The organism is Colwellia sp. BRX8-9 (genome assembly GCF_014077245.1).
Classification (GTDB): Bacteria; Pseudomonadota; Gammaproteobacteria; order Enterobacterales; family Alteromonadaceae; genus Colwellia_A.
The window spans coordinates 110,047-131,776 of the sequence record NZ_JACGVN010000009.1 but is presented as its reverse complement, the minus strand read 5'-3'; the positions used below and the strand labels follow the sequence as shown (position 1 = coordinate 131,776).

10 protein-coding genes are annotated in these 21,730 nt (G+C 37.6%); 6 read left to right on the top strand and 4 right to left on the bottom strand.

Annotated elements, in window-relative coordinates:
• Positions 1 to 245 precede the first annotated feature (245 nt).
• A complete protein-coding gene (locus H4J70_RS09755; RefSeq protein ID WP_182244552.1) occupies positions 246 to 4,772 on the top strand; it encodes an EAL domain-containing protein in 4,527 nt (1,508 codons plus the stop codon).
• A 67-nt stretch (positions 4,773 to 4,839) separates the two neighbouring features.
• Positions 4,840 to 6,195: a glutathione-disulfide reductase gene (gene gorA, locus H4J70_RS09750; protein WP_182215330.1), complete on the top strand. Its 1,356-nt coding sequence runs from the start codon at positions 4,840 to 4,842 to the stop codon at positions 6,193 to 6,195.
• Positions 6,196 to 6,295: 100 nt separating this feature from the next.
• Here the strand turns inward: gorA and H4J70_RS09745 are convergent, their stop codons facing one another.
• Positions 6,296 to 8,323, bottom strand: a complete 2,028-nt coding sequence (locus H4J70_RS09745) for a methyl-accepting chemotaxis protein (protein WP_182215332.1) — start codon at positions 8,321 to 8,323, stop codon at positions 6,296 to 6,298.
• Positions 8,324 to 9,148: 825 nt separating this feature from the next.
• On the opposite strand from H4J70_RS09745, the gene polA reads away from it, so the two are divergent.
• Complete coding sequence (gene polA / locus H4J70_RS09740; RefSeq protein WP_182251025.1) at positions 9,149 to 11,908, top strand: DNA polymerase I; 2,760 nt, start codon at positions 9,149 to 9,151, stop codon at positions 11,906 to 11,908.
• Between the two features lie 302 nt (positions 11,909 to 12,210).
• Here the strand turns inward: polA and H4J70_RS09735 are convergent, their stop codons facing one another.
• Together H4J70_RS09735 and H4J70_RS09730 are read right to left on the bottom strand one after the other, a co-directional pair.
• Positions 12,211 to 12,393, bottom strand: a complete 183-nt coding sequence (locus H4J70_RS09735) for a hypothetical protein (RefSeq protein ID WP_220465239.1) — start codon at positions 12,391 to 12,393, stop codon at positions 12,211 to 12,213.
• Positions 12,394 to 12,416: 23 nt separating this feature from the next.
• Positions 12,417 to 13,283: an SPFH domain-containing protein gene (locus H4J70_RS09730; RefSeq protein ID WP_070375218.1), complete on the bottom strand. Its 867-nt coding sequence runs from the start codon at positions 13,281 to 13,283 to the stop codon at positions 12,417 to 12,419.
• 539 nt (positions 13,284 to 13,822) lie between these two features.
• Here H4J70_RS09730 and H4J70_RS09725 point away from each other — a divergent pair.
• The 3 genes from H4J70_RS09725 to H4J70_RS09715 all read left to right on the top strand — a co-directional run bounded on the left by H4J70_RS09725 (position 13,823) and on the right by H4J70_RS09715 (position 19,192).
• On the top strand, positions 13,823 to 16,672 hold the full coding sequence (locus H4J70_RS09725; RefSeq protein ID WP_259366357.1) for a pitrilysin family protein: 2,850 nt from the start codon (positions 13,823 to 13,825) through the stop codon (positions 16,670 to 16,672).
• A 308-nt stretch (positions 16,673 to 16,980) separates the two neighbouring features.
• Entirely contained in the window at positions 16,981 to 17,454 is a 474-nt protein-coding gene (gene greB / locus H4J70_RS09720) for a transcription elongation factor GreB (protein WP_182215336.1), read from the top strand.
• A gap of 202 nt (positions 17,455 to 17,656) precedes the next feature.
• Entirely contained in the window at positions 17,657 to 19,192 is a 1,536-nt protein-coding gene (locus H4J70_RS09715; protein ID WP_182215337.1) for a PAS domain-containing methyl-accepting chemotaxis protein, read from the top strand.
• A 222-nt stretch (positions 19,193 to 19,414) separates the two neighbouring features.
• On the opposite strand, the gene H4J70_RS09710 is transcribed toward H4J70_RS09715, so the two are convergent.
• Complete coding sequence (locus H4J70_RS09710) at positions 19,415 to 21,691, bottom strand: EAL domain-containing protein (protein WP_182215339.1); 2,277 nt, start codon at positions 21,689 to 21,691, stop codon at positions 19,415 to 19,417.
• Between the last annotated feature and the right edge of the window lie 39 nt (positions 21,692 to 21,730).

The following is a 21,730-nucleotide window of genomic DNA, read 5'->3' as shown; positions in this document are numbered from 1 at the left end:
TTTCAATCTATTTTACTTAAAATTGATCACCTTAAAAAAATAAATGCTACTGTCTATGTTAATACGTTGTTTGTTATTGTTAATTAGGCTCTTTATTTACCCTTTTAGTTCGGATAAATATTTATTTTAATTGTATTTTACTTATACTAAAAATATATGATTTGTCTTCGTCATGAGTTTCTCGAGGTGTTATGTTTCGTTTTTTTTCTGTGAATTCCTTATATTCACTTTTTTTACTGTGCGCTATGCTTTTCACAAATACTGCACAAGCAGAGGTGAATAATTTATATTTAGAAAACTTGTCAGTTGAGCATGGCTTGTCTCAAGGCTCGGTTAAAACTATTTTTCAAGATGATGAAGGTTTTATTTGGGTTGGCACTGAAAATGGTTTGAATATGTATGACGGTTATAATTTTCGCAGTTTACCTGGGCCAGATAATGATTTTGAAAATTATGAAACGTACCGGATTATTCAAGATAAGGACAAATTACTTTGGATCAACATCGTTGATAAAGGGCTAATTACTTACAATAAAAAAACAGATACCTACCAAAAAATTCTACAAACAGATCCGCTAAATAAAGATTATTATATAGCGGATATGATCGAGGGCAACAATAATGACTTTTTTATTGCCAGTGCAAAAACTATCATCGTGTATAACAAAATATCTCAAAAAAGTACGCGTCTATTAGATTTATCAAATGAGCTTCCTGCGGTTAATAATATTTATGAAATATTGTTACATCAAAATATTTTATATATTGCGACACGTATTGGCACTTTTGCCTTAAATGTTGACACTAAAAAATGGAAAAAATTACCTGCCATTACCGCGACTGAAATTAGCTCAGACAGCTTTAGTGCGGTAGGGGCGAATAAAGTATTTAACTTGCATGTAAGTGCGAATAATCATTTGTATTTGGGTACAGACAATGGTGTTTATAGCTTGCCGGTTAGTAAAATTAACAATTATTTAGTGGGTGATCTTCAATTACCCACTTACAAAATGGTGACTGACGGTGTTTCAAGTTGGCAGTTTTATGACGATGGCGATAACGTATATCAAGGCAGTCATTTAGGGTTGTCTGCTATTGATACAAAAACAGACACCACAGAATTTCTTTTTTCGTTTAATGAGTTTTTTGACCATATTAAAAGCAGTGATGTAGTTGCTATTATGAAAGACAAACAAGGGGCGTTTTGGTTGGGCTCTCAGGCTACCGGTCTTTATAAATGGAATCCTAAACTGAGCTTAGTAACCAACTATCGTTATAAAAAAGACAGTGAAAAAAGTTTAACAGACAACCTTGTTTGGTCTATTACGGCGAAAAGGAGTGACCCTGAACAGTTATGGATAGGCACTCAAAATGGTCTTAATTTACTCGATACGCGTCACGATACAATGTTGCACTATTTAACAACCGAGACCCCTAAAACGATTTATCATCGTGGGAACATAGATCATCTTTATGAAGATTTGGAGCAACGCTTATGGCTTTCTACCGGTAAAGGGGTGGTGTTATTTGATATAGCGCTCAAAAAAATTATTGATATTCCGTATGACGTTAAAGTAAAAGAGCTGCTTGCGTTAGGTCAGTATGATTTCTTTTATGATCGTTATAATACGTTGTGGAGTATTACGGAAAAAGGTGTCAATCGTATTTCATTAACAACGGGCGCTATTGACCCACTTGATGAAATGACTGCGAGCATTGCGGAAGATAAGGTTTTTACTTTACTCGGCTATTTACCTAATAGTGATAAAATGCTTTTTTCTACCAATAATTCATTATGGTTTTTTGATCTTGAAACACGAACAAGTACCATGATTTATCAAAATCTTAAGATTAAAGAAAGTGAATGGATATCTATAGAAAATGTGGCTTTTGATAAAAAAGGCCTGCTATGGTTTAGTTTTGCTGGTAAAGAACTGGTTGGTTTAGACAGTAAAACGTTTGAAAAAAAATATGTATATGACAAAAATAATTCCAATGTGGGACTCAATATTTACGGTTTAATGGTAGACCCTGAAGGTGATCTTTGGTTTTCCAGCCATAACGGTATTTATATGCTAAACGCTGAAACACACCATCTTCGTAATTTTGGTATCAGTGATGGTTTAGTGGGTAAAGAATTCAATAGTGGTGCTTTCTACGAAATGTATAATCATACATTTGCCTATGGTGCCATGAACGGCTTAACCATTTTTGACCCTCTGGTTTTAAAGACAAAACAAGATGATGAGCAACTGAGTGTACATGCCACTAATATTAACGTGTTGTCTCGTGATTTAGCTTTGCCTTTTGTGCTGAGTAATGGTGATACCGTTCAGTTAAACTATGATGATGTCGGTATTCGTATTGACTTCTCGCCATTATCTTACAACAACACGAATAATTTCCTGTTTGAATACAAGTTACAAGGTGCTGATAACATAAGTTATCCATTAACCACTGAAAATCACATTACTTTTCCGAGCTTACCTTCAGGGGAGCATTCGCTGGTAGTGCGTATCCAATCAGCTGAAACTAAAAAATATTCTGAAGCTTTTGTTATTAACTTCGTGGTGAAATATGCTCTTTGGTCTTCGCCGCTAGCTTACTTAGTTTATATTGTGCTCTTGTTGACTTTATTTATGCTGTGGTATGCAAAGCGCCAACAAAATACGCGTTTATTACTTGCCGCACATGAAGAGGTAAAATACCGAGAAAATAGATTGCAGCTAGCCTTAACTGGTAGTAATAGTGAAGTGTGGGATTGGCAAAGCGATAATAACTTAATGTTCGCTAAACGAGCCTCTGAAGAATTAGGTTATAGCGACCTTAAATATTCTTATAGCTTTAATGAGCATTTGTCGTTAATTCACAAAGATGAACGTGAATTGTTTCATTCACGATGGTTACAGTTTTTGGGCGCGGCTGATGTTAAGGTAAGTTTTTCATGTAGTTACCGAATGAAAAAATCCAATGGTCAGTGGTTATGGTTTAAAGACCTTGGAAAAATTGTGGCAACTGACACTAAAGGCAAGCCAACCAGAATTACTGGCGCGTATACAAATATTACCCAATCGTTAGCCGACGCCGAACGTGCTCACTTCTATGGTGAAGCTTTTAAGAAAACCAAAGATTGGGTCTTAATTATTAGTGACAACTTTAGTCGGGTCATCGCGAATGAGTCCTTGCGTGAGGTTTTTGCTTGGCAAGATGAAGAGTTCGCTTTCGATGCGAAATTATTTGGATTAACAAACGATCGTTTTGAGTTTTATAAGACCTTATTTTCTCATTTAAAGGCTGGGGATGATTGGCGAGGTGAAGAGCTAATAACAACAAAGGCTGGTGAAGAATTCCATGTTATTTTAACGGTCAGTGCCAGCCTTAATGAGTCAACCAATAGTATTTATTTTGTTTGTATTTTTACCGATATAACCGCGCAAAAGCATGCAGAAAAAGAGCTGCGTTATTTAGCCAATTATGACCATTTAACGGATTTACCTAATCGTTCATTATTGCTCGACAGAATAAAACATGCAATGGACTATTCTGCCCGCATGTCACAATCCATTGCTTTGTTTTTTATTGACCTAGACAGGTTTAAACAAGTTAATGATTCATTGGGTCATGACTGTGGCGATTTGCTCTTACAAGAAGTCACCAGGCGTTTAAAAGCAGTTCTGAGGGTTGATGATACCGTTGCTCGCATTGGCGGTGATGAATTCGTTGTTCTGCTAGAGTCTTTTCGCGGCCATGGTCAGCTGGGTCGAGTTGCACAGAAGGTGATTACTGCCGTTGGCGAGCCGGTGCTATTAAACGGCAATACCATCAGTGTTGGTGCTAGTATAGGTATTGCACTTTTCCCCGAAGATGCCAAAGATAGTGATGAGTTGCTTCGTCACGCCGATGTCGCTATGTATCATTCTAAGCAACTTGGCCGTAATACCTTTCAATTTTATACACCCCGTATGAATGTTGAAGCAAGTGAGCGGTTACTTGCTGAATCAACGCTTAAGTTGGCTTTTGAAAACAGCGAATTTATTAATTATTATCAGCCTATTGTTGACTCATATAAAGGTAAGGCCGTTGGCGCCGAATTATTATTACGCTGGCAAAGTGGCGACAAGTTAATTCCACCCGATAATTTTATTCCACTTTCTGAAGATCTGGGTTTGATTATATCTATGACTGAAGCGGCTATTTTACGTGGTGTGATAGATTTGAAAAAATGGCGAGCTATTCGTCCTAATATGTACTTATCGATTAATCTGTCTGTTCAGCACTTTCTTGAAGACAATTTAATTCCTTATTTGAAAAGTATTTTACAAACACATAATTTACCCGCTGAAGCGCTTAAGTTTGAAGTCACTGAAAGCATGCTTATTTCTGATCCTGATAAAGCTATTGCAACTATGACCGCGCTTGATAAATTAGGTGTGGTACTTGCTTTAGATGATTTTGGTACCGGTTACTCATCCTTGTCTTATTTAAAGAAGCTACCTTTAAAAATATTAAAAATTGACCGGAGCTTTATTTCTGGCATTGGCATTAACTCTGCTGATGAAGCGATTGTTGCTGCGACGTTAGTCTTGGCAAAAAACTTGAAAATGATTTGTATTGCCGAAGGTGTAGAAAATGAAATACAACTGAAATTTTTAGGCGAAAAACACTGTCACCTTATCCAAGGCTACCTTTATAGTAAGCCAGTTGGAGCTGCTAAAATTGAACAATTTTTGCATGATGACATTATCGCGATAAAAGTGAATAAGCCAGAATAGCTAATTGGCTTGAATAACGCTTGTTTAGCCACATATATAACTCATACATTTTTTTAGGAATAATAACATGACTCAACATTTTGACTTTCTTGCCATTGGCGCAGGAAGTGGCGGTATTGCTTCTGCAAATCGCGCAGCAAAGCTCGGTAAAAAAGCAGCAGTAATAGAAGCTAAGCAAATTGGTGGCACGTGTGTCAATGTGGGTTGTGTGCCGAAAAAAGCCATGTGGTATGCCGGGCAAATTGCCGATGCGTTACACTACTCTGCTGATTACGGTTTTAATGCGCCGTTACAAGGTTTTAATTGGAGCACGTTAGTTAAAAACAGGGAAGCTTATATAGAGCGCATTCATGCAGCCTATGCTCGTGGTTTTGCCAGCAACGGTGTTACTGTCATTGATGGTTTTGCCAAATTTATCAATAAAAACACTGTCGAAGTTAATGGCGAACAAATTACCGCTGACCATATTGTTATTGCTACCGGTGGTCGTCCGAGCATTCCAAGTATTGAAGGTGCAGAGCATGGTATCGATTCTGATGGCTTTTTCGCATTAACAGAACAACCGAAAAGTGTTGCGGTTGTTGGGGCGGGTTATATTGCCGTAGAACTTGCTGGCGTATTTCATGCTTTAGGCACCACCTCACATTTATTAGTGCGTAAAGAAAAGCCACTACGTGGTTTTGACGATATGCTCAGTGACACGTTAGTCGAACAAATGGCAAAACATGGTCCAACACTGCATACCCACAGTACACCCAGTCATGTTGAAAAACACGATAATGGTCAACTGACCATCCATTTGGAAAATGGTAAGTCTGTTGGGCCTGTTGATTCTTTAATTTGGGCAATAGGGCGAGAGCCAGCAACAGATAAAATTAATCTTGAGTTGGCTGGCGTCGCAATGAACGAACAAGGCTTTATTTCAACAGACAAATACCAAAATACGAATGTTAAAGGTATCTATGCAGTAGGTGATAATACCGGTCGTGCACAATTAACACCGGTCGCTGTTGCCGCAGGTCGTCGCTTATGTGAACGTTTATTTAATAATAAACCTGACGAGCATTTAGACTATTCAAATATTGCCACGGTTGTGTTTAGTCACCCAGTTATTGGTACGGTTGGTTTATCAGAAAAAGAAGCGCTTGACGAATACGGCGTAGAAGAGGTTAAGGTTTACAATTCACAGTTCACTGCTTTGTATCAGGCGATGACTGAAGATTATCGTGATCCTACGCGTATGAAACTTATTTGTGTTGGTAAAGAAGAAAAAATTGTTGGCATTCACAGTATTGGTTTTGGTAGTGATGAATTGTTGCAAGGGTTTGCGGTTGCCATGAAAATGGGCGCAACTAAAGCCGACTTTGATAACACTATTGCGATACACCCAACAAGTGCAGAAGAGTTTGTTACCATGAATTAAGTGGCGTTAACCACACCATACAAAGTTGTGTTGGCGTCATCTTCTGGCTATTAATGATGACGCTCGACACTACTTTAACTAGCGCTAATAAATCCGCCGCTTAAAGTGTAAAACGCTCTACTGAGCTGGTTAGAGAATGCGCTAAAGTACTGACATCTTCACTTCTTTTGTGCATATTACTCGCTTCCATAGCATTCTTATTTGCCGCATCAGCCGTTTCATTCATTGTTTGTTCAATTTGCTCACTATAAACCAACTGCTCTTGTGCTGCAGTAGTAATACTTTTGCTCATCGAGTCAATTGCTTTTAAGGTGTCCTCAATTTGGTTAATGGCATGGCTTAATTGCTGACTTTGAGCCACACATTCACTGGCTTGTGTTTGGCCTTCAGAAATCGCCTTGACCGCAATAGTAGTATCTTTTTGTAAATTATTAATCATCACTTGTATTTCAGCGGTGGACGCCTGAGTGCGAGAAGCTAATGATCTTACCTCATCAGCAACCACTGAAAAGCCACGACCTTGCTCTCCGGCTCTTGCTGCTTCAATAGCCGCGTTTAAAGCGAGTAAGTTAGTCTGCTCAGCAATACCACCAATGGTATCTAAAATACTACCTATGCTGCGACTATGCTGGCTAAGTAATTCCATGACTTCCACGGATTCACCCAGTCGAGTTGATAATTGCTTAATACGCTGGCTGTTATCGTTAGCAATATTATTAATGTCTTGGCTGCGTTGTGATGCTTCAGTGACATGGGAAGCGGTAGTCACTGCTTCATCTTTTACCATACTTGAACTAGCAAACATTTGTTCAGCAAGCTGTTTGGCATTATCAATACGGGTAATTTGTTGACTGGCGGATTCTGATATAAACAAACTTTGTTGATTGGTTAACGCCGCAGATTCATCAAGCGAATGGGCGTCTTTATTAATGGCGTTAAGTAATTGAGTTAGATCATCAGATAACTTATTAATATTAGTAATCAGCCCGCCAAACTCATCATCGCTGCGTTTTTCCATGCGCTTTGACAAGTTACCACTGGCGATTAATGCCAAGGCTTTGTTTACTGCCCGTAATGGACCAATCATGGCTTTAGTTGTGACATAAGTAATAAAGCTCGCCATAACAATAAATATTAACGCTAAAACGATGGCTAAAGTTTTTCCTCTTTCAATTTCTTCTTGGGCATTGTTTTGAAAATGAGCAAAACGTTTATTCGCTAATAAAACTAATTCATCTAGCTTGGCATAGCTTAAATTATAAGATTGGGTTGCAGAAAGATAAGCTTCTTTTGCTTGATATTGTAGATTAATTGTTTGTAGTTGTAGTTGGTATAAACGACCTGGTTGTTGAATTGATTCTTGCATCAGCGTCAAGTTCTGCTTAAAGTCATTTAACAGTTCATTAGCATTAAGTGGCTCAGCTTGCTGGACTAAATAAGCAAAATTAGTTTCAATATTATTGATTAAAAAAATCATATCATCTTGGTGTTTAGTCACTAAGTCTGTTGATTCTATTCGGTCAAGCCCTGACATAGTGTTTTTTAAGCTAAAAAGTGAGTCATCAATGCGCGTACCTGTACCAATAACTTCATCAAGTAACTTCTCCTGACCCGTCGCTTCAATAATTTCTAAATCAAGCATATAGGTGCTTGCTTGATAACGAGCATTTTCAAAAGTTTTATAGTCAGCTTGGAAGTCTCTTGTTGCTTGCTGATGCCCTATTTTAGCTGAGAACATTGCTTGAATATCGGTTGAGTATTGTTGATATTGGACTTGTGCTTCTTCAAGAGCCGATTGCATTTTTGCTTGCTTAGTCACTTTCAGGCGTAATAGCTGAACAGTTGCTTGGTAATCTTTTTGTAGATGATTAAACTGCTCTAAACTTTCCTGTAACTCATTAGCATCGGATTGTGTATAAGCGACAGCCGCTTGCTTCATCATTTTCAGCAATTGAACTTGTAACGTGCCACTTTGTTTTTGCACAGGAACGGCTAATGTTTCAACATTATTATTGGCGTCAGAAATTTTACTTAATGAATAGTAAAAAAAGCTACTTGCCGTTAATAATAATAATCCAATCGTAGTAAAACCAAAGATGATTTTTTGTTTTATGGTGAGATTCAGCATTAATTAAGCCTTGTGTTACGTTGCTCATCCTTTAATTGTAATCCGATATTTACTTAATGTGATAAAGGTGTGCATTTATTATTAAAATGTCTTAGATAAAAGCGTTTTACCTAACAATTAAACCAAATTAAATTAAAGGGTGACCTACTGGCCTAAAAGACATCCATATCTTAAGTTTAATTACAGTATCACGGTAATCTTCTCTACTCAATAAAGGTATGACCAGATGGCTTAGCTAAAAAGCTCCCGTAACAACATTGAAAATTAAATATTAATTATAAAAATAAAGCAAGAATAATAAAGCAATATTTTTGATGATTTATTTTTTGGTAATTTGAGCTTTTATTCAAATTAAAGATAAATTAATTCAGCTTTTTTTATCTTTAAAATCGCGCTAAGTCTTACTGTTATTCGCTTATGTTTTTTAGTTATTTAAAGCAGAAATATACCACTAAAAATAATTTAATAATTGTCTGGTATTGAGAGAAAATTCTGGTACTCTCTTACCTCGTTTATTTAAGCAGCACAAAAAATACACAATTAATAAGATGCTGAAAACGTACAGGATAAATTTTTATCCACATAAATAAAAATAATAATAAATATGTGAAAAAGGAATTTCAAACTACCTTTTCTCAATAAAAATAAGATGTTACCTACAAATTTACCGTAATAGCCATTTGGTTGTTATGGTTTTCTACGTTGTTTTCAACATACTTATCCACAATTTCTACGATCTTTTGCGACTAATTTTATAGATTAAGTGGAGAGAATGTACTGAGTATGGCATCCTTAGCCAAATTTCACTTCTAGTCACATATCATCATGACAAATTCTGCTTTATCGCCACTCATTTTAGTAGATGGTTCTTCGTACTTATTCCGTGCTTATCATGTTCCATATTTACAAGCATTATCGACAAAAGATGGTCAACCTACCGGTGCGATTACTGGCGTGTTAAACATGCTAAAAAGTCTGAAAAAAAATTATCCAAATGGCAATGTTATTGTGATATTTGATGCGAAAGGAAAGACCTTTCGTAATGACATGTATCCTGAATATAAAGCGAATCGTCCACCAATGCCCGACGATCTTCGTACTCAAATTGCACCAATCCATGAAATTGTTGCCGCTATGGGGTTACCGCTATTGGTGATTGATGGCGTCGAAGCCGATGACGTTATTGGTACTTTGGCAGAACAAGCGAGTAAAGCGGGTATCGATACCGTTATTTCAACCGGCGATAAAGACATGGCGCAACTCGTTGATAAGCATGTCACGCTTATTAATACCATGACCGATGTAAAAATGGATGTTGATGGTGTTATTGAAAAGTTTGGTGTCCGCCCAGACCAAATTATTGATTACCTCGCGTTAATGGGTGATAAAGTCGATAATATTCCAGGGGTCAATAAGTGTGGTCCCAAAACCGCAGTAAAATGGTTACTTGAGCACGAAAATTTAGAAAATGTGATGGCTAATGCCGGAAACGTAAAAGGTAAGATTGGTGAGTATTTGCGTGAAGCACTTGAGTTTTTACCCCTCTCTTATGAATTAGCAACCATTAAACTTGATGTACCGCTTGAGCAAACCGCTGATCAATTACAGCCAGGCGTTGCCGATGTTGAAAAATTAACTGAGCTATACACTCGATTTGAATTGCGCCGGTTATTAGCAGACTTACAAAATGGTGAATCTGCTATTGCGGGTTCACCCGGACAGCAAACCTCAAGTGTTGACTCGATTGTAGAAGAAACACCTGCAGCAGATGATATTGAAACTGACTATCAAATTATTTTTAGCGAAGCTGAGTTTACTTCATGGCTGACTAAATTAAAAAATGCGGATCTCTTTGCCTTTGATACCGAAACAACCAGTGTTGATTATATGAAAGCCGAGTTAGTGGGCTTATCGTTTTCTATCGAAGCTGGAACTGCCGCTTATGTGCCGCTTATGCACGATTATCCTGATGCACCCAAACAGCTTGACCGTGACTGGGTCTTGGCGCAATTAAAACCACTTCTCGAAGATAAAAATCAAGCAAAAGTTGGTCAGAACTTAAAGTATGATGTTAACGTGCTTTCACGTTACGATATTGAAATGCAAGGTATTACTTTTGATACCATGATCGAGTCTTATTGTTTAAACAGTGTTGCGACTCGCCACAATATGGACGCATTAGCGACTAAATATTTAGGTTACAAAACGGTCAGTTTTGAAGAAGTTGCTGGCAAGGGCGCTAAAAAATTAACTTTCAACCAAATTGAAATTGAAAAAGCGGGATATTATGCCGCCGAAGATGCCGATATTACCTTGCGCTTGCACCAAGCCATTTATGCTAAGTTAGAAAAAAATAAAGATCAATTATCAGTATTTACCGACATTGAAATGCCTTTGTTACCTATTTTAGCGCGTATGGAGCAACACGGTGTGCTAATCGATTCTGATTTGTTGAATGAACAAAGCCATGCACTTGGTATGCGCTTACAAGAATTAGAAATTCAAGCACACGATATTGCCGGACAAACGTTTAACTTATCATCACCCAAGCAACTACAAAAAATATTGTTTGAAGAGTTAAAAATTCCGGTTATTAAGAAAACGCCCAAAGGTGCACCTTCAACCGCAGAAGAAGTGTTACAAGAGCTGGCGTTAGATTACCCTTTACCGAAAGTTATTTTAGAAAACCGAGGATTGAGTAAGTTAAAATCGACTTACACTGACAAGCTTCCTTTGTTAGTGTGCAAGTTAGGTCGAGTACATACCTCTTATCAACAAGCCGTTGCGGCAACAGGGCGTTTATCTTCGACCGATCCAAATCTTCAAAATATCCCAATTCGTAGTGAAGAGGGTCGAAAAATTCGTTTAGCTTTTATTGCGCCCAAAGATCACAAAATTGTCGCGATAGATTATTCTCAAATAGAACTGCGTATTATGGCGCATTTATCTGATGATCCAGGATTAGTCTCTGCCTTTTCAGAAGGGCGAGATGTGCATAAAGCAACAGCGGCTGAAATATTTGGTGTCGATTTGGCCGAGGTAACGGTTGATCAACGCCGTAGCGCTAAAGCAGTAAACTTTGGTTTGATTTACGGAATGTCAGCGTTTGGTTTAGCAAAACAACTTGATGTGCCTCGCCATCGCGCGCAAGAGTATATGGATAAGTATTTTGAACGTTACCCTAATGTTATGGCTTACATGGAGGAAACGCGTCAGCAAGCTGCAGAGCAAGGTTTTGTGGAAACATGCTTTGGTCGTCGTTTATATTTACCTGATATTAAAGCTAAAAATGCGATGCGTAGAAAAGGCGCTGAACGTGCCGCTATTAATGCACCTATGCAAGGCACTGCCGCTGATATCATTAAAAAAGCGATGTTAGCTGTAGATGAATGGATACAAATCCAGCAAGACCCACGTATTCAAATGACAATGCAAGTACACGATGAGTTGATATTTGAAATTCATCAAGACATCGTTGATGAAACAACGGCGAAGCTTGTTGAAATTATGAATGATGCGGTGAAGTTAAAAGTCCCCCTCATTGCTGAGGCAGGTATTGGTGATAACTGGGAGCAGGCGCATTAACTATGCAAGATTATTTTTTTGGTGGTTTTAAAACTAAAATGTAATTTAATTACATAAAGCGCTTTACAAAAGTAGAATGATTACTCTATAATGTAGTTGTTCTTTTGTGAACGCTTGTTGTAATAATTTGTATATTCAAGCTCTCCTCATAGCTTATAAGCCGATGGCATTGTCATCGGTATTTTTTTGTCTAAAATTTGATAACTATATCTTATGTAATTATATTTCAGTATATGAATGATCGACACCACTTAATAACGTATCACTGTCGATCATCCGTTTACGGGTATTTAAAAACAAGATTAACTTTTAGGATCAATAATAGCCTCTATCGGTTTAGGCTTAGTTCGGCCAGACTTTCTTAAGGCATCACGCAGCACGTACTCTATTTGCGCGTTTAAACTGCGTAATTCATCATCAGACCAGCGTTGCATGGCAGAAAGAATTTCTTCATTAATGCGAAGAGGATATGCTTTTTTTGCCACAATATTTCTCACTCAATTGACGATTAGTATAAGCTGCCGGTATTTACTACAGGTTGTGCCGCTTCGTCGCTACATAGAACAACTAATAAGTTACTCACCATAGCGGCTTTTCTTTCTGCATCAAGTTCTACAATTTGACGCTCTTCTAATTTTGTTAATGCCATTTCTACCATACCGACAGCACCTTCGACTATGGTTCTACGTGCAGCAATAATTGCCATGGCTTGCTGGCGTCTTAGCATAGCGTTGGCAATTTCTGGCGCGTAAGCTAAATGACTAATACGAGATTCAATCACAGTGACGCCAGCTTTTTCTAACCGGTCTTGCACTTCAATTTTTAATGCTGCTGAGATTTGAGTCGGATCGCTGCGTAAAGAAATATCGTCATCTTCGTGATGATCGTACGCATAACTTGTGGCTAAATTACGTAATGCGGATTCACTTTGAATTGAGACAAAATCCTCATAATCATCAACCTGGAAAACGGCCTCAGCGGTATCTGTTACTTCCCAGACAATAACCGCAGCAATCTCAATGGGGTTACCATTTTTGTCATTAACTTTTAGTTTACTACTTTCGAAATTTCTAACCCGCAAAGAGACGCGCATTTTTGTGTAAAAAGGGTTAGCCCAGCGTAGGCCTGAATCATGAACGGTACCCGCGTACTTACCGAATAATTGCATAACCCGAGCTTCTTTGGGATTGACCATAAAAAAACCAAACCAGCAAATAAAAATAGCAAGGGTGACCAGTAAACTAATAATGGCAAGTGTGACATTGTTATTTATTATGTTATTAATTAACAAGGTGAAAGTACCAATCTGTAATGCCAATAAAACAAAAATAAACATAATGCCATTAGGCGCTTTGATTTCTTTTTCCGTAATCATATTATTCTCAGTAAGATTTTAACAAGTGATATCATTATGATATCACTTGTTGTTTAATGCAAGTATTAAGCAGAGCAACATTCATTAAATAAGATATTTATAAAAGTTTACGTGTCAGTAAAAGAATGAAGTTATTAGACGTTTGATGATTTTGATCAATTTTGGCGAGTTGAGGGTTAGCTATAATTTTTCCTTCATTATTCAATAGGAAAATACAATGGGATGTTGCGGAGGCTGTGGCGGCGAAGGTCATGAACCAGTGAAAACTGAAACAAAAGAACAGCAAGAACAAGATAAAAAACAAGATAATAAACCAGAAGAGTAGTTAATATTCTTCCTGACAATCATTGAGACAACAGCCGTTGTCTTTTTTTTGTTCTAAATTTAAAAGTTAACAAATAAGTAACAAAGTATTGCAAAACAGAAATATCATTGGCAAAGCAAGTGAGCAAATCATATATTAGAGCTAGATACTGGCGCAGAAGTTGAGCGCGAGAAAATATATTTATATAAATAATAAAGCCACCAAGGAGCATAAATTGAAAAAATGGAGCATCCCATTGCTATTAACTTGTTTAGCAGCATGTGAACAAACCGCGCCAACCACCACCATGGCTGAAGTAACATTACCAGCAGGTGTGAGTTTTGTTGAGCAAGTAACGGCAGAAGCGGGTAAAACTGTTATTCCTTATCAAAAATATACCTTAAGTAATGGTTTGACGGTTATTCTTCATAAAGATGCTTCTGATCCCTTAGTTCATGTTGACATGACCTATCACGTTGGCTCTGCTCGCGAAGAGTTAGGTAAGTCAGGTTTTGCTCATTTTTTCGAACATATGATGTTTCAAGGTTCTGAAAACGTAGCCGACGAACAGCATTTTAAATTAATAACTGAAGCTGGTGGTACCTTAAATGGGACAACTAACGGTGATCGAACTAATTATTTTCAAACGGTTCCAGCTAACCAACTAGAAAAAATGTTGTGGTTAGAATCAGACCGTATGGGCTTTTTGGTTGATGCGGTAACGCAAGAAAAATTTGAAGTACAACGTGAAACGGTAAAAAATGAAAGAGGACAAAGTTATGATAATCGTCCTTACGGTTTATTAGGAGAGAGAGTTGCTGAAGCGTTATATCCGGCAGGGCATCCTTACTCATGGCAAACCATTGGTTACTTAGAGGATCTAGATCGTGTAAATGTTAACGACCTAAAAGCATTTTTCTTAAAATGGTATGGTCCAAATAACGCAACCTTAACCATAGGTGGCGATATTGACGCAAAAGAAACGTTAGCCTTAGTGGAACAGTATTTCGGGTCTATCCCACGCGGACCTGAAATCGCTATGCCTGAAAAACCTACATTCACCATAAACGAAGATCGTTATATTTCCATGGAAGATAATGTTCATTTACCTTTAGTGTATATGTCTTATCCAACCGTTTCTGTTCGCCATGCAGATGAAGCCCCACTTGACGTTTTATCAAGTATTTTAGGTGGCGGCAAAACATCTTTGCTTTATAAAAACTTAGTGAAAAATCAATTAGCGGTTCAAGCTTCAGTGGGGCATCCCTGTGCCGAACTAGCTTGTACCTTTACTTTGTTAGCGTTACCACACCCGGCTTCAGGAAAAACATTAGCAGATATAGAAAAAGTGATTCGCGAGAGCTTAGTTGAATTTGAAGAGCGTGGCGTACAAGACGACGATCTAGCGAAAGTTAAAGCGAGTATGGAAGCAAGCTTCATCTTCGGTTTACAAAGTGTTTCAGGCAAAGTGAGTACACTTGCGGCTAATCAAACATTTAAGGGCGATCCAAATTACATCGAAAAAGATATCGCACGTTATGCCAATGTTACTAAGGCTGATGTTATGCGGGTCTTTAAAAAGTATATTAAAGACCAACATGCGGTGATCATGAGCATAGTGCCTAAAGGCAAACTTGATCTAATTGCAGCACAAGATAATTTTATTCCTGCACCGCGTAGTAAAGGTCAGACATCTGAAACCTCAGCAGAGAGTTTAGTGGTACGCAAAGCGAAAGATAATTTTGATCGCAGTAAAATGCCAATCTCAGCTGCCAATAAATCAGTCGCTGTACCACAGATGTGGAACAAAACGTTAGCCAATGGTATTAAAGTGCTGGGTACGCAAAGCATTGAAACTCCAACGACATCATTATTGTTAAAGATTCCTGCAGGTCATTATTATTCTGACAAAGACAAAGCAGGCGTTGTTTCGTTACTTGCTAGTGCATTAAATGAATCGACCACCAAACGTAGCGCCGAAGAAATGAGCAATGAATTACAAAAATTAGGTAGTTCAATCGCTATCTATGCAGGTAATCAATACTTGAATGTTAATGTCAGTACACTAACTAAAAATCTTGATGCGACAATGGCACTGGTTAATGAAAAATTAATGCACCCAGCATTCATTGAAGTGGAATTTTCACGCAACAAAAGTAATGCTATTCAGGGCGCAATTAATAGTAAGAAAGATGCAGGTTATTTAGCCTCAACAGCTTATCGTCAATTATTGCAAGCTGACAACATTGCAGCAACTTCAAGCCAAGGTACCGAGCAAAGTCTCAATAATATTACCTTAGCAGATGTTAAAGCCTTCTACGAACAGCAAGTAAAACCAAGTGATAGTCAGTTAATCGTCGTATCAGACTTGAAAGAAAAAGCGCTAATTAAATCACTTAACGTCTTTTCTAGCTGGCAAGGTAAAGGATCAAGCTTAGTGCTAACACTGGCTAAACCTGAGACAAAAGCGGGTGTTATTTATTTAGTGAATAAAGAGGGTGCCGCGCAATCCGCGATTCGCATTGGTAAACGCTCAATGACTCAAGATATTACCGGCGAGTATTACAAGTCTTATTTAATGAACTTCACCTTAGGTGGTGCATTTAATAGTCGTATAAACCTAAACCTTCGTGAAGATAAAGGTTATACCTACGGCGCACGTTCTGGTTTTAGTGCTGACAAATTCTCTGGTACATTTACCGCCTCTGCTGAAGTTCGTGCTGATGTTACCGATAAATCAATTATTGAGTTTGTTAACGAAATAAAAGGCTACAACGAACAAGGTATCACCGCGGAAGAATTAAGCTTTATGCGTAATTCAATTAATCAAAGAGATGCGTTGAAATATGAAACACCACGGGCAAAATTAGGTTTCTTAGCGCAAATCTTAGAATACGATTTAAAGCCAAGTTTTGTGCAAGAGCGAGCAGAGATTGTTGAAACAATCAGTGCAGAAGAAATAAATACGCTAGCAAAGAAACACTTAAACTTAGCGGAAATGTTAATGGTTGTTGTTGGTGATGCTAAAACATTGAAACCCCAACTAAAAGCATTAGGTTATGAAGTGATTGATTACGAAATCTAATCTGACTTATTGCTCTTTGAGTGATTGATATAAAGCCTTAACGATAAACGTTAAGGCTTTTTTATGTTCAGGATGAACGTTCATAACAGCTCTTAGGCATCCACGCCTTCGCTGCATTAGTGCTTATTGCACGTCATTTTATTCTAGACAAATCATAGTCCTAGATCCATGTAGACAATGTCGGGTTGCTACGGATTACAAAGAGCGATGATGCTTATTTTAAACCTGCTATCTTTTTATTGCTGAGTATGGCCAGATCAGCTTAATCCTGTCACAATAAATATTCTGCTTATCCGTGTTTAAAAAATATGAAACGAAGTAACTATATTACCCGCGCAGGCTGGGATCGCTTAGATAAAGAACTGAAATATTTATGGAAGGAAGAGCGTCCTCTTATCACTAAATCTGTCTCAGAAGCCGCTGCTCTGGGCGATCGAAGTGAAAATGCAGAATACATTTATGGTAAAAGGCGTTTACGTGAAATTGACCGACGCGTAAGATTTTTAGTTAAGCGAACCGAGGACTTAACGATTGTCTATTATGATGCTAAGCAAGAAGGTAAAGTCTATTTTGGTGCTTGGGTCTCGCTAATTAATGAAGACGACAAAGAACTCACCTATCGAGTGGTGGGGCCTGATGAATGGGACGTTAAAAAAGGTGAAATAAGTCTTGATTCACCAATGGCAAGGGCATTAATAGGTAAGTGTGTTGATGACGAGGTCGTAGTACAGACACCCGAAGGTGAGCGTGTTTTTGATATTTTAAAAATTTGGTATAAATAACCAGCAGACAAAAGTACTAAGGTTTATCGTGCTCTAACTATCGATTGCTCTATTTCCCTTTATTAAAACGCCAAGGTGGCTCAATTTCCTATTTTTTTATGTAATATCCCTTCAAAATCAGTATATTTTGTTGATATTGTTGATCTTATCATTTTATTAACTAAAATATAAAAACAACAAATTCATACAAAAGGATTTATCTATGACAAGACAAAAGCAATCGATTATTAATGAAGAAGTTAATTTTGAAAACGGTGTAGAGTTAATTTCAACAACAAATAAAAAGGGTGTCATTACTTACGCGAACCCAGACTTTTGTAAAATTGCCGGCTATTCCCTTGATGAACTCGTTGGACAAAATCATAGCATTGTAAGGCATCCAGACATGCCTAAGGCTGCCTTTAAAGATTTATGGACTAATTTAGAATCGGGCTTACCTTGGCGAGGTGTTGTTAAGAATCGCTGCAAAGATGGCCGTTATTACTGGGTTGATGCTTTTATTACCCCTATTTTTGAGTCAGGTCAGCTAGTTGGTTTTCAATCAGTAAGAACACGCTTAGACGAGAAAACTAAAAGTAATGCCATATTATCTTATCAAGCACTACAAGCGGGCAAGTCTTTAAATAAGTGGTACGAAAATGCCAGTATTAAAAATGCAGCCTACTTTGGCGCAAGTATAACAACATTGTTCAGTGCTCTTTATTATCCATACATGATGTTTTTATTACCTTTACTACCCTTTATAATTTATAAAAATGAAATTATCGATACGCCTAAATATTTCAAAAAACTCAGCAGAGACTATGACAGTCTTTCACGGTTAATTTATTGTGGAAGCAAACCTCAAGGTATTGCCGATTTTCATTTGAAAATGGCTGAAGGTAAAATTAAAACAATTTTAGGCCGTATTACCGACAGTAGTGATTTACTCAGTGCAGGCGCGAGTACGCTTGAGCAAGCGGCGAGAATAGCTAAAGAAGGTGTTGAACAAGAAACGGCTGAATTACACCAAGTCGCGACAGCTGTTGAAGAAATGGTTGCAACAATCGACGAGGTTGCCCAGAACACCACCTTTACTTCACAAAAAGTTAATCAAGCACATTCAGATTGTGAAATTGCCACAAAAGCCATGCACACCACCATGGAAACAGTCAATATATTGGCTGAAGAAGTCGCAAATTCAGCGTCTTCGGCAACAGAGCTCGCCAGTGAGGTTGAAAAAGTTGGCAGCATAATGCATGAAATACAAGGCATTGCTGATCAAACTAATTTATTAGCACTTAATGCGGCAATCGAAGCCGCACGCGCAGGAGAACATGGTCGAGGATTTTCGGTGGTGGCCGATGAAGTTAGGGCGTTATCAAGCAGAACCCATGCGGCAACAGAGCAAATACAAAGCTCAATATCAGAAATGCAAAATACACTTTTATCATGGGTGCAAACTATGACAAAAGGCAAAGAGTCTGCGGACAGTTGTGTGGAAAAAGCAACAGAAGCTCATGATGTTGTTGATAAGGTATATTCATTGATCACTGATATTTCTGATTTAGCCATACAAATATCGACAGCATCAGAAGAGCAAAGTATGGTTTCTCAGGAAATTAGCCGCAATATTATTAACATCAGTGATGCTTCTCAAAATAATCTTCAACAAACAAATACGGTTGAACGTGAGACGGTTAACATTAAAAAAAGAGCCAATGCGCTTAGCGCTTTAGGGCAAGCGTTTAACGGCTAAGGTAATGTTTAATCGTTATTAAATACAAATAAAATAGCGCCACTTTTATTGTTAAAACGTCTGGTAACGAGCTTTTAAAACGTAGTCTATTATTAAAGGCTGGTAATTTTTGTAGTTTACATTAGCGACCTAGATACCAGAATTATCGCTTCTATTGTAAAAATGCCGCTAAAAAAATAAATTTTTAGCGGCATTAATTTAAGTAGAATCAACAGCTATAAATCAGTGGGTGGTGTTAATAAACGGCTGGAGATGGTTAATATTAATTTTATGCCACGCTAGATAGTCACCTTTAGTCATAGGCTTAGCAATTAGATAACCTTGAATTGAATCAATATGTAGCGTTTTGAGTAACTCGTGCTGCTCTAACGCTTCTACACCCTCAGCAACCACGGTTATGTTAAGGCTTTTAGCTAAGGTTATTATCGTATTAACGATACTAAAGCCGGTGCCATTATCTAAGATTTTATCGATAAAGCTTTTATCAATTTTAAGTTCATTGACCGGGAAAGCACTTAAGTGTGTTAAACAAGAGTAGCCAGTACCAAAATCATCTATGGAAAAGGTAAAGCCTTTTGCTTTAATTTCTTGCATTTGTTGAATGGTATTATCAATATCTCCAGCCAACATCGACTCAGTAATCTCTAACTTAATCTGTGATGGTTGTATATCGAAGCCAGCCATGGCACTAAGTAACTCAGTTTTTAAAGTAGATGAGTTAAATTGGCAATGACTTATATTGATTGAAACACTGAACAACTCGTCAATCATATTATCGGTACGCAGTTGCGCAATTAATGTACAAATATCAAGTAAAACAATGTTTTGTAATTTTTGAATAAGCCCATATTGTTCGGCAATAGGTATAAATTCATTGGGTGCGATCAGCCCTTTACTGGGATGATTCCATCGAATAAGTGCCTCTGCTCCAATGACTTTACCCGAGGTGTTTACTTGCGGCTGAAAATAGGCACAAAATTCATCATTAGCTATTGCTCTAACAAGGTCAGTTTCGAGTTCAGCCTGCTTTTCTAGTAAGGTTTGTAATTCGGGATCATAGAAATTATAACTATTACCTTTTTTCATTTTTGCGCGATACATAGCGGTATCTGCAAACTTCAAAATGTTATCTACTAATGAGTTACCATTGTTAACTAGGCTAATACCTATGCTGCAACTGACCTGAAATGCTAATTCACCTAACTCAAATTTTTCATCGAATACGCTGTGTAATTTTTGAGCGACCTTTTCAGATTCTATAATGGCCTGCTCATTATTTTCACCGACATATTCCAATAAAATAATAAATTCATCGCCACCCACTCTAGCTAAAGTATCCGATGCCCTTATAGTGGCGCTAAGCCTTGTCGATAATTCGACTAAAATTTGATCTCCGGCGCTATGTCCTAGTGAGTCATTAATCCTTTTAAAGTTATCTATATCCAAAAATAATAAAGCGCCGGTCTTGCTTGAACGTTTTATTCTTTCAATACACATTGTCAATCTTTCGTTGAGCATTCGTCTATTAGGAAGGTTGGTTAATGGGTCAAAAAAGGCCAGTTTTTCAATCGCCTTTTCTGCCTCTTTACGCACCGTTATATCTCTAGCTATCCAGACGATATGCCTTTTATTAGGAAAGTTTGGCTGATAATGGTCAAGGGGGGCTGTTCTCCCCTCGAAAGTCATATTACCTTTTAGAACGTCAAGCTGATATTCAAAAATTTGCACTTCATTGGTGGCTAAGGTCTTTTCAATGACCGACATGATTGGCTGTGCATCTTTTTTAGGTAAGGCGTCATTTACATTTTTATTAATGAGTTTGTTAACTGAACCATATAACAATTCATCAGCTGAGCCATAAATATCAGTATATACGCCATCTTCACTCAATATTAAGGTTAAATCAGGCATAACCTGAGTAAAAGCTTGGAATTTTTGATTACTTTTTTGTAGATCCGCAATCAGTCGTTTGGCGTTAAGTGATTCAACATTTTTTTCTAAGGCGATGCTTGAAAAATGCACGAAGTAGTCGATTAACTCTAAATCTTTATCCGTTGGGGATTTAGAAGAGCTATGATAAATGGCAAGTGAACCAAGAGTTTTGGACTGTGTGGAAATAATGGCGGTTGACCAACACGATTTAAGACCATAGCTCAATGCGAGTGCTTTAAAGTCTTGCCATAACGGGGATATTGCGATGTCTTCAACAATGACTCGAGACTTTCTAAATGCTGCCGTCCCACAAGAGCCTACCTTTGGACCAATGCGTACGCCATTAATAGCCTGACAATACTTATCATCAATATTTGGCGCAGCGCAGTGAAAAAGTTGTTCGTCCTTTATCGATAATATTGAGCACCTCGCTGACTTGTCATCGAGAAGCTCTTCTATAGATAAACAAATATCATTTAGCACATCATTTAAAGGCCGACCTAAGGCAATTTTAGATAAGATATCTTGTTGATGAGATAATAGTTTTTTTAATCTAGCTATGTCCATATTTCACCAAGATTATTTATTACATTGCATGTTAATTTA

Coding starts and splice junctions, on each gene's coding strand:
- H4J70_RS09755 (WP_182244552.1), top strand. CDS start 246: ATGCTTTTCACAAATACTGCACAAGCAGAGGTGAATAATTTATATTTA.
- gorA (WP_182215330.1), top strand. CDS start 4,840: ATGACTCAACATTTTGACTTTCTTGCCATTGGCGCAGGAAGTGGCGGT.
- H4J70_RS09745 (WP_182215332.1), bottom strand. CDS start 8,323: ATGCTGAATCTCACCATAAAACAAAAAATCATCTTTGGTTTTACTACG.
- polA (WP_182251025.1), top strand. CDS start 9,149: ATGACAAATTCTGCTTTATCGCCACTCATTTTAGTAGATGGTTCTTCG.
- H4J70_RS09730 (WP_070375218.1), bottom strand. CDS start 13,283: ATGATTACGGAAAAAGAAATCAAAGCGCCTAATGGCATTATGTTTATT.
- greB (WP_182215336.1), top strand. CDS start 16,981: ATGAAACGAAGTAACTATATTACCCGCGCAGGCTGGGATCGCTTAGAT.
- H4J70_RS09715 (WP_182215337.1), top strand. CDS start 17,657: ATGACAAGACAAAAGCAATCGATTATTAATGAAGAAGTTAATTTTGAA.
- H4J70_RS09710 (WP_182215339.1), bottom strand. CDS start 21,691: ATGGACATAGCTAGATTAAAAAAACTATTATCTCATCAACAAGATATC.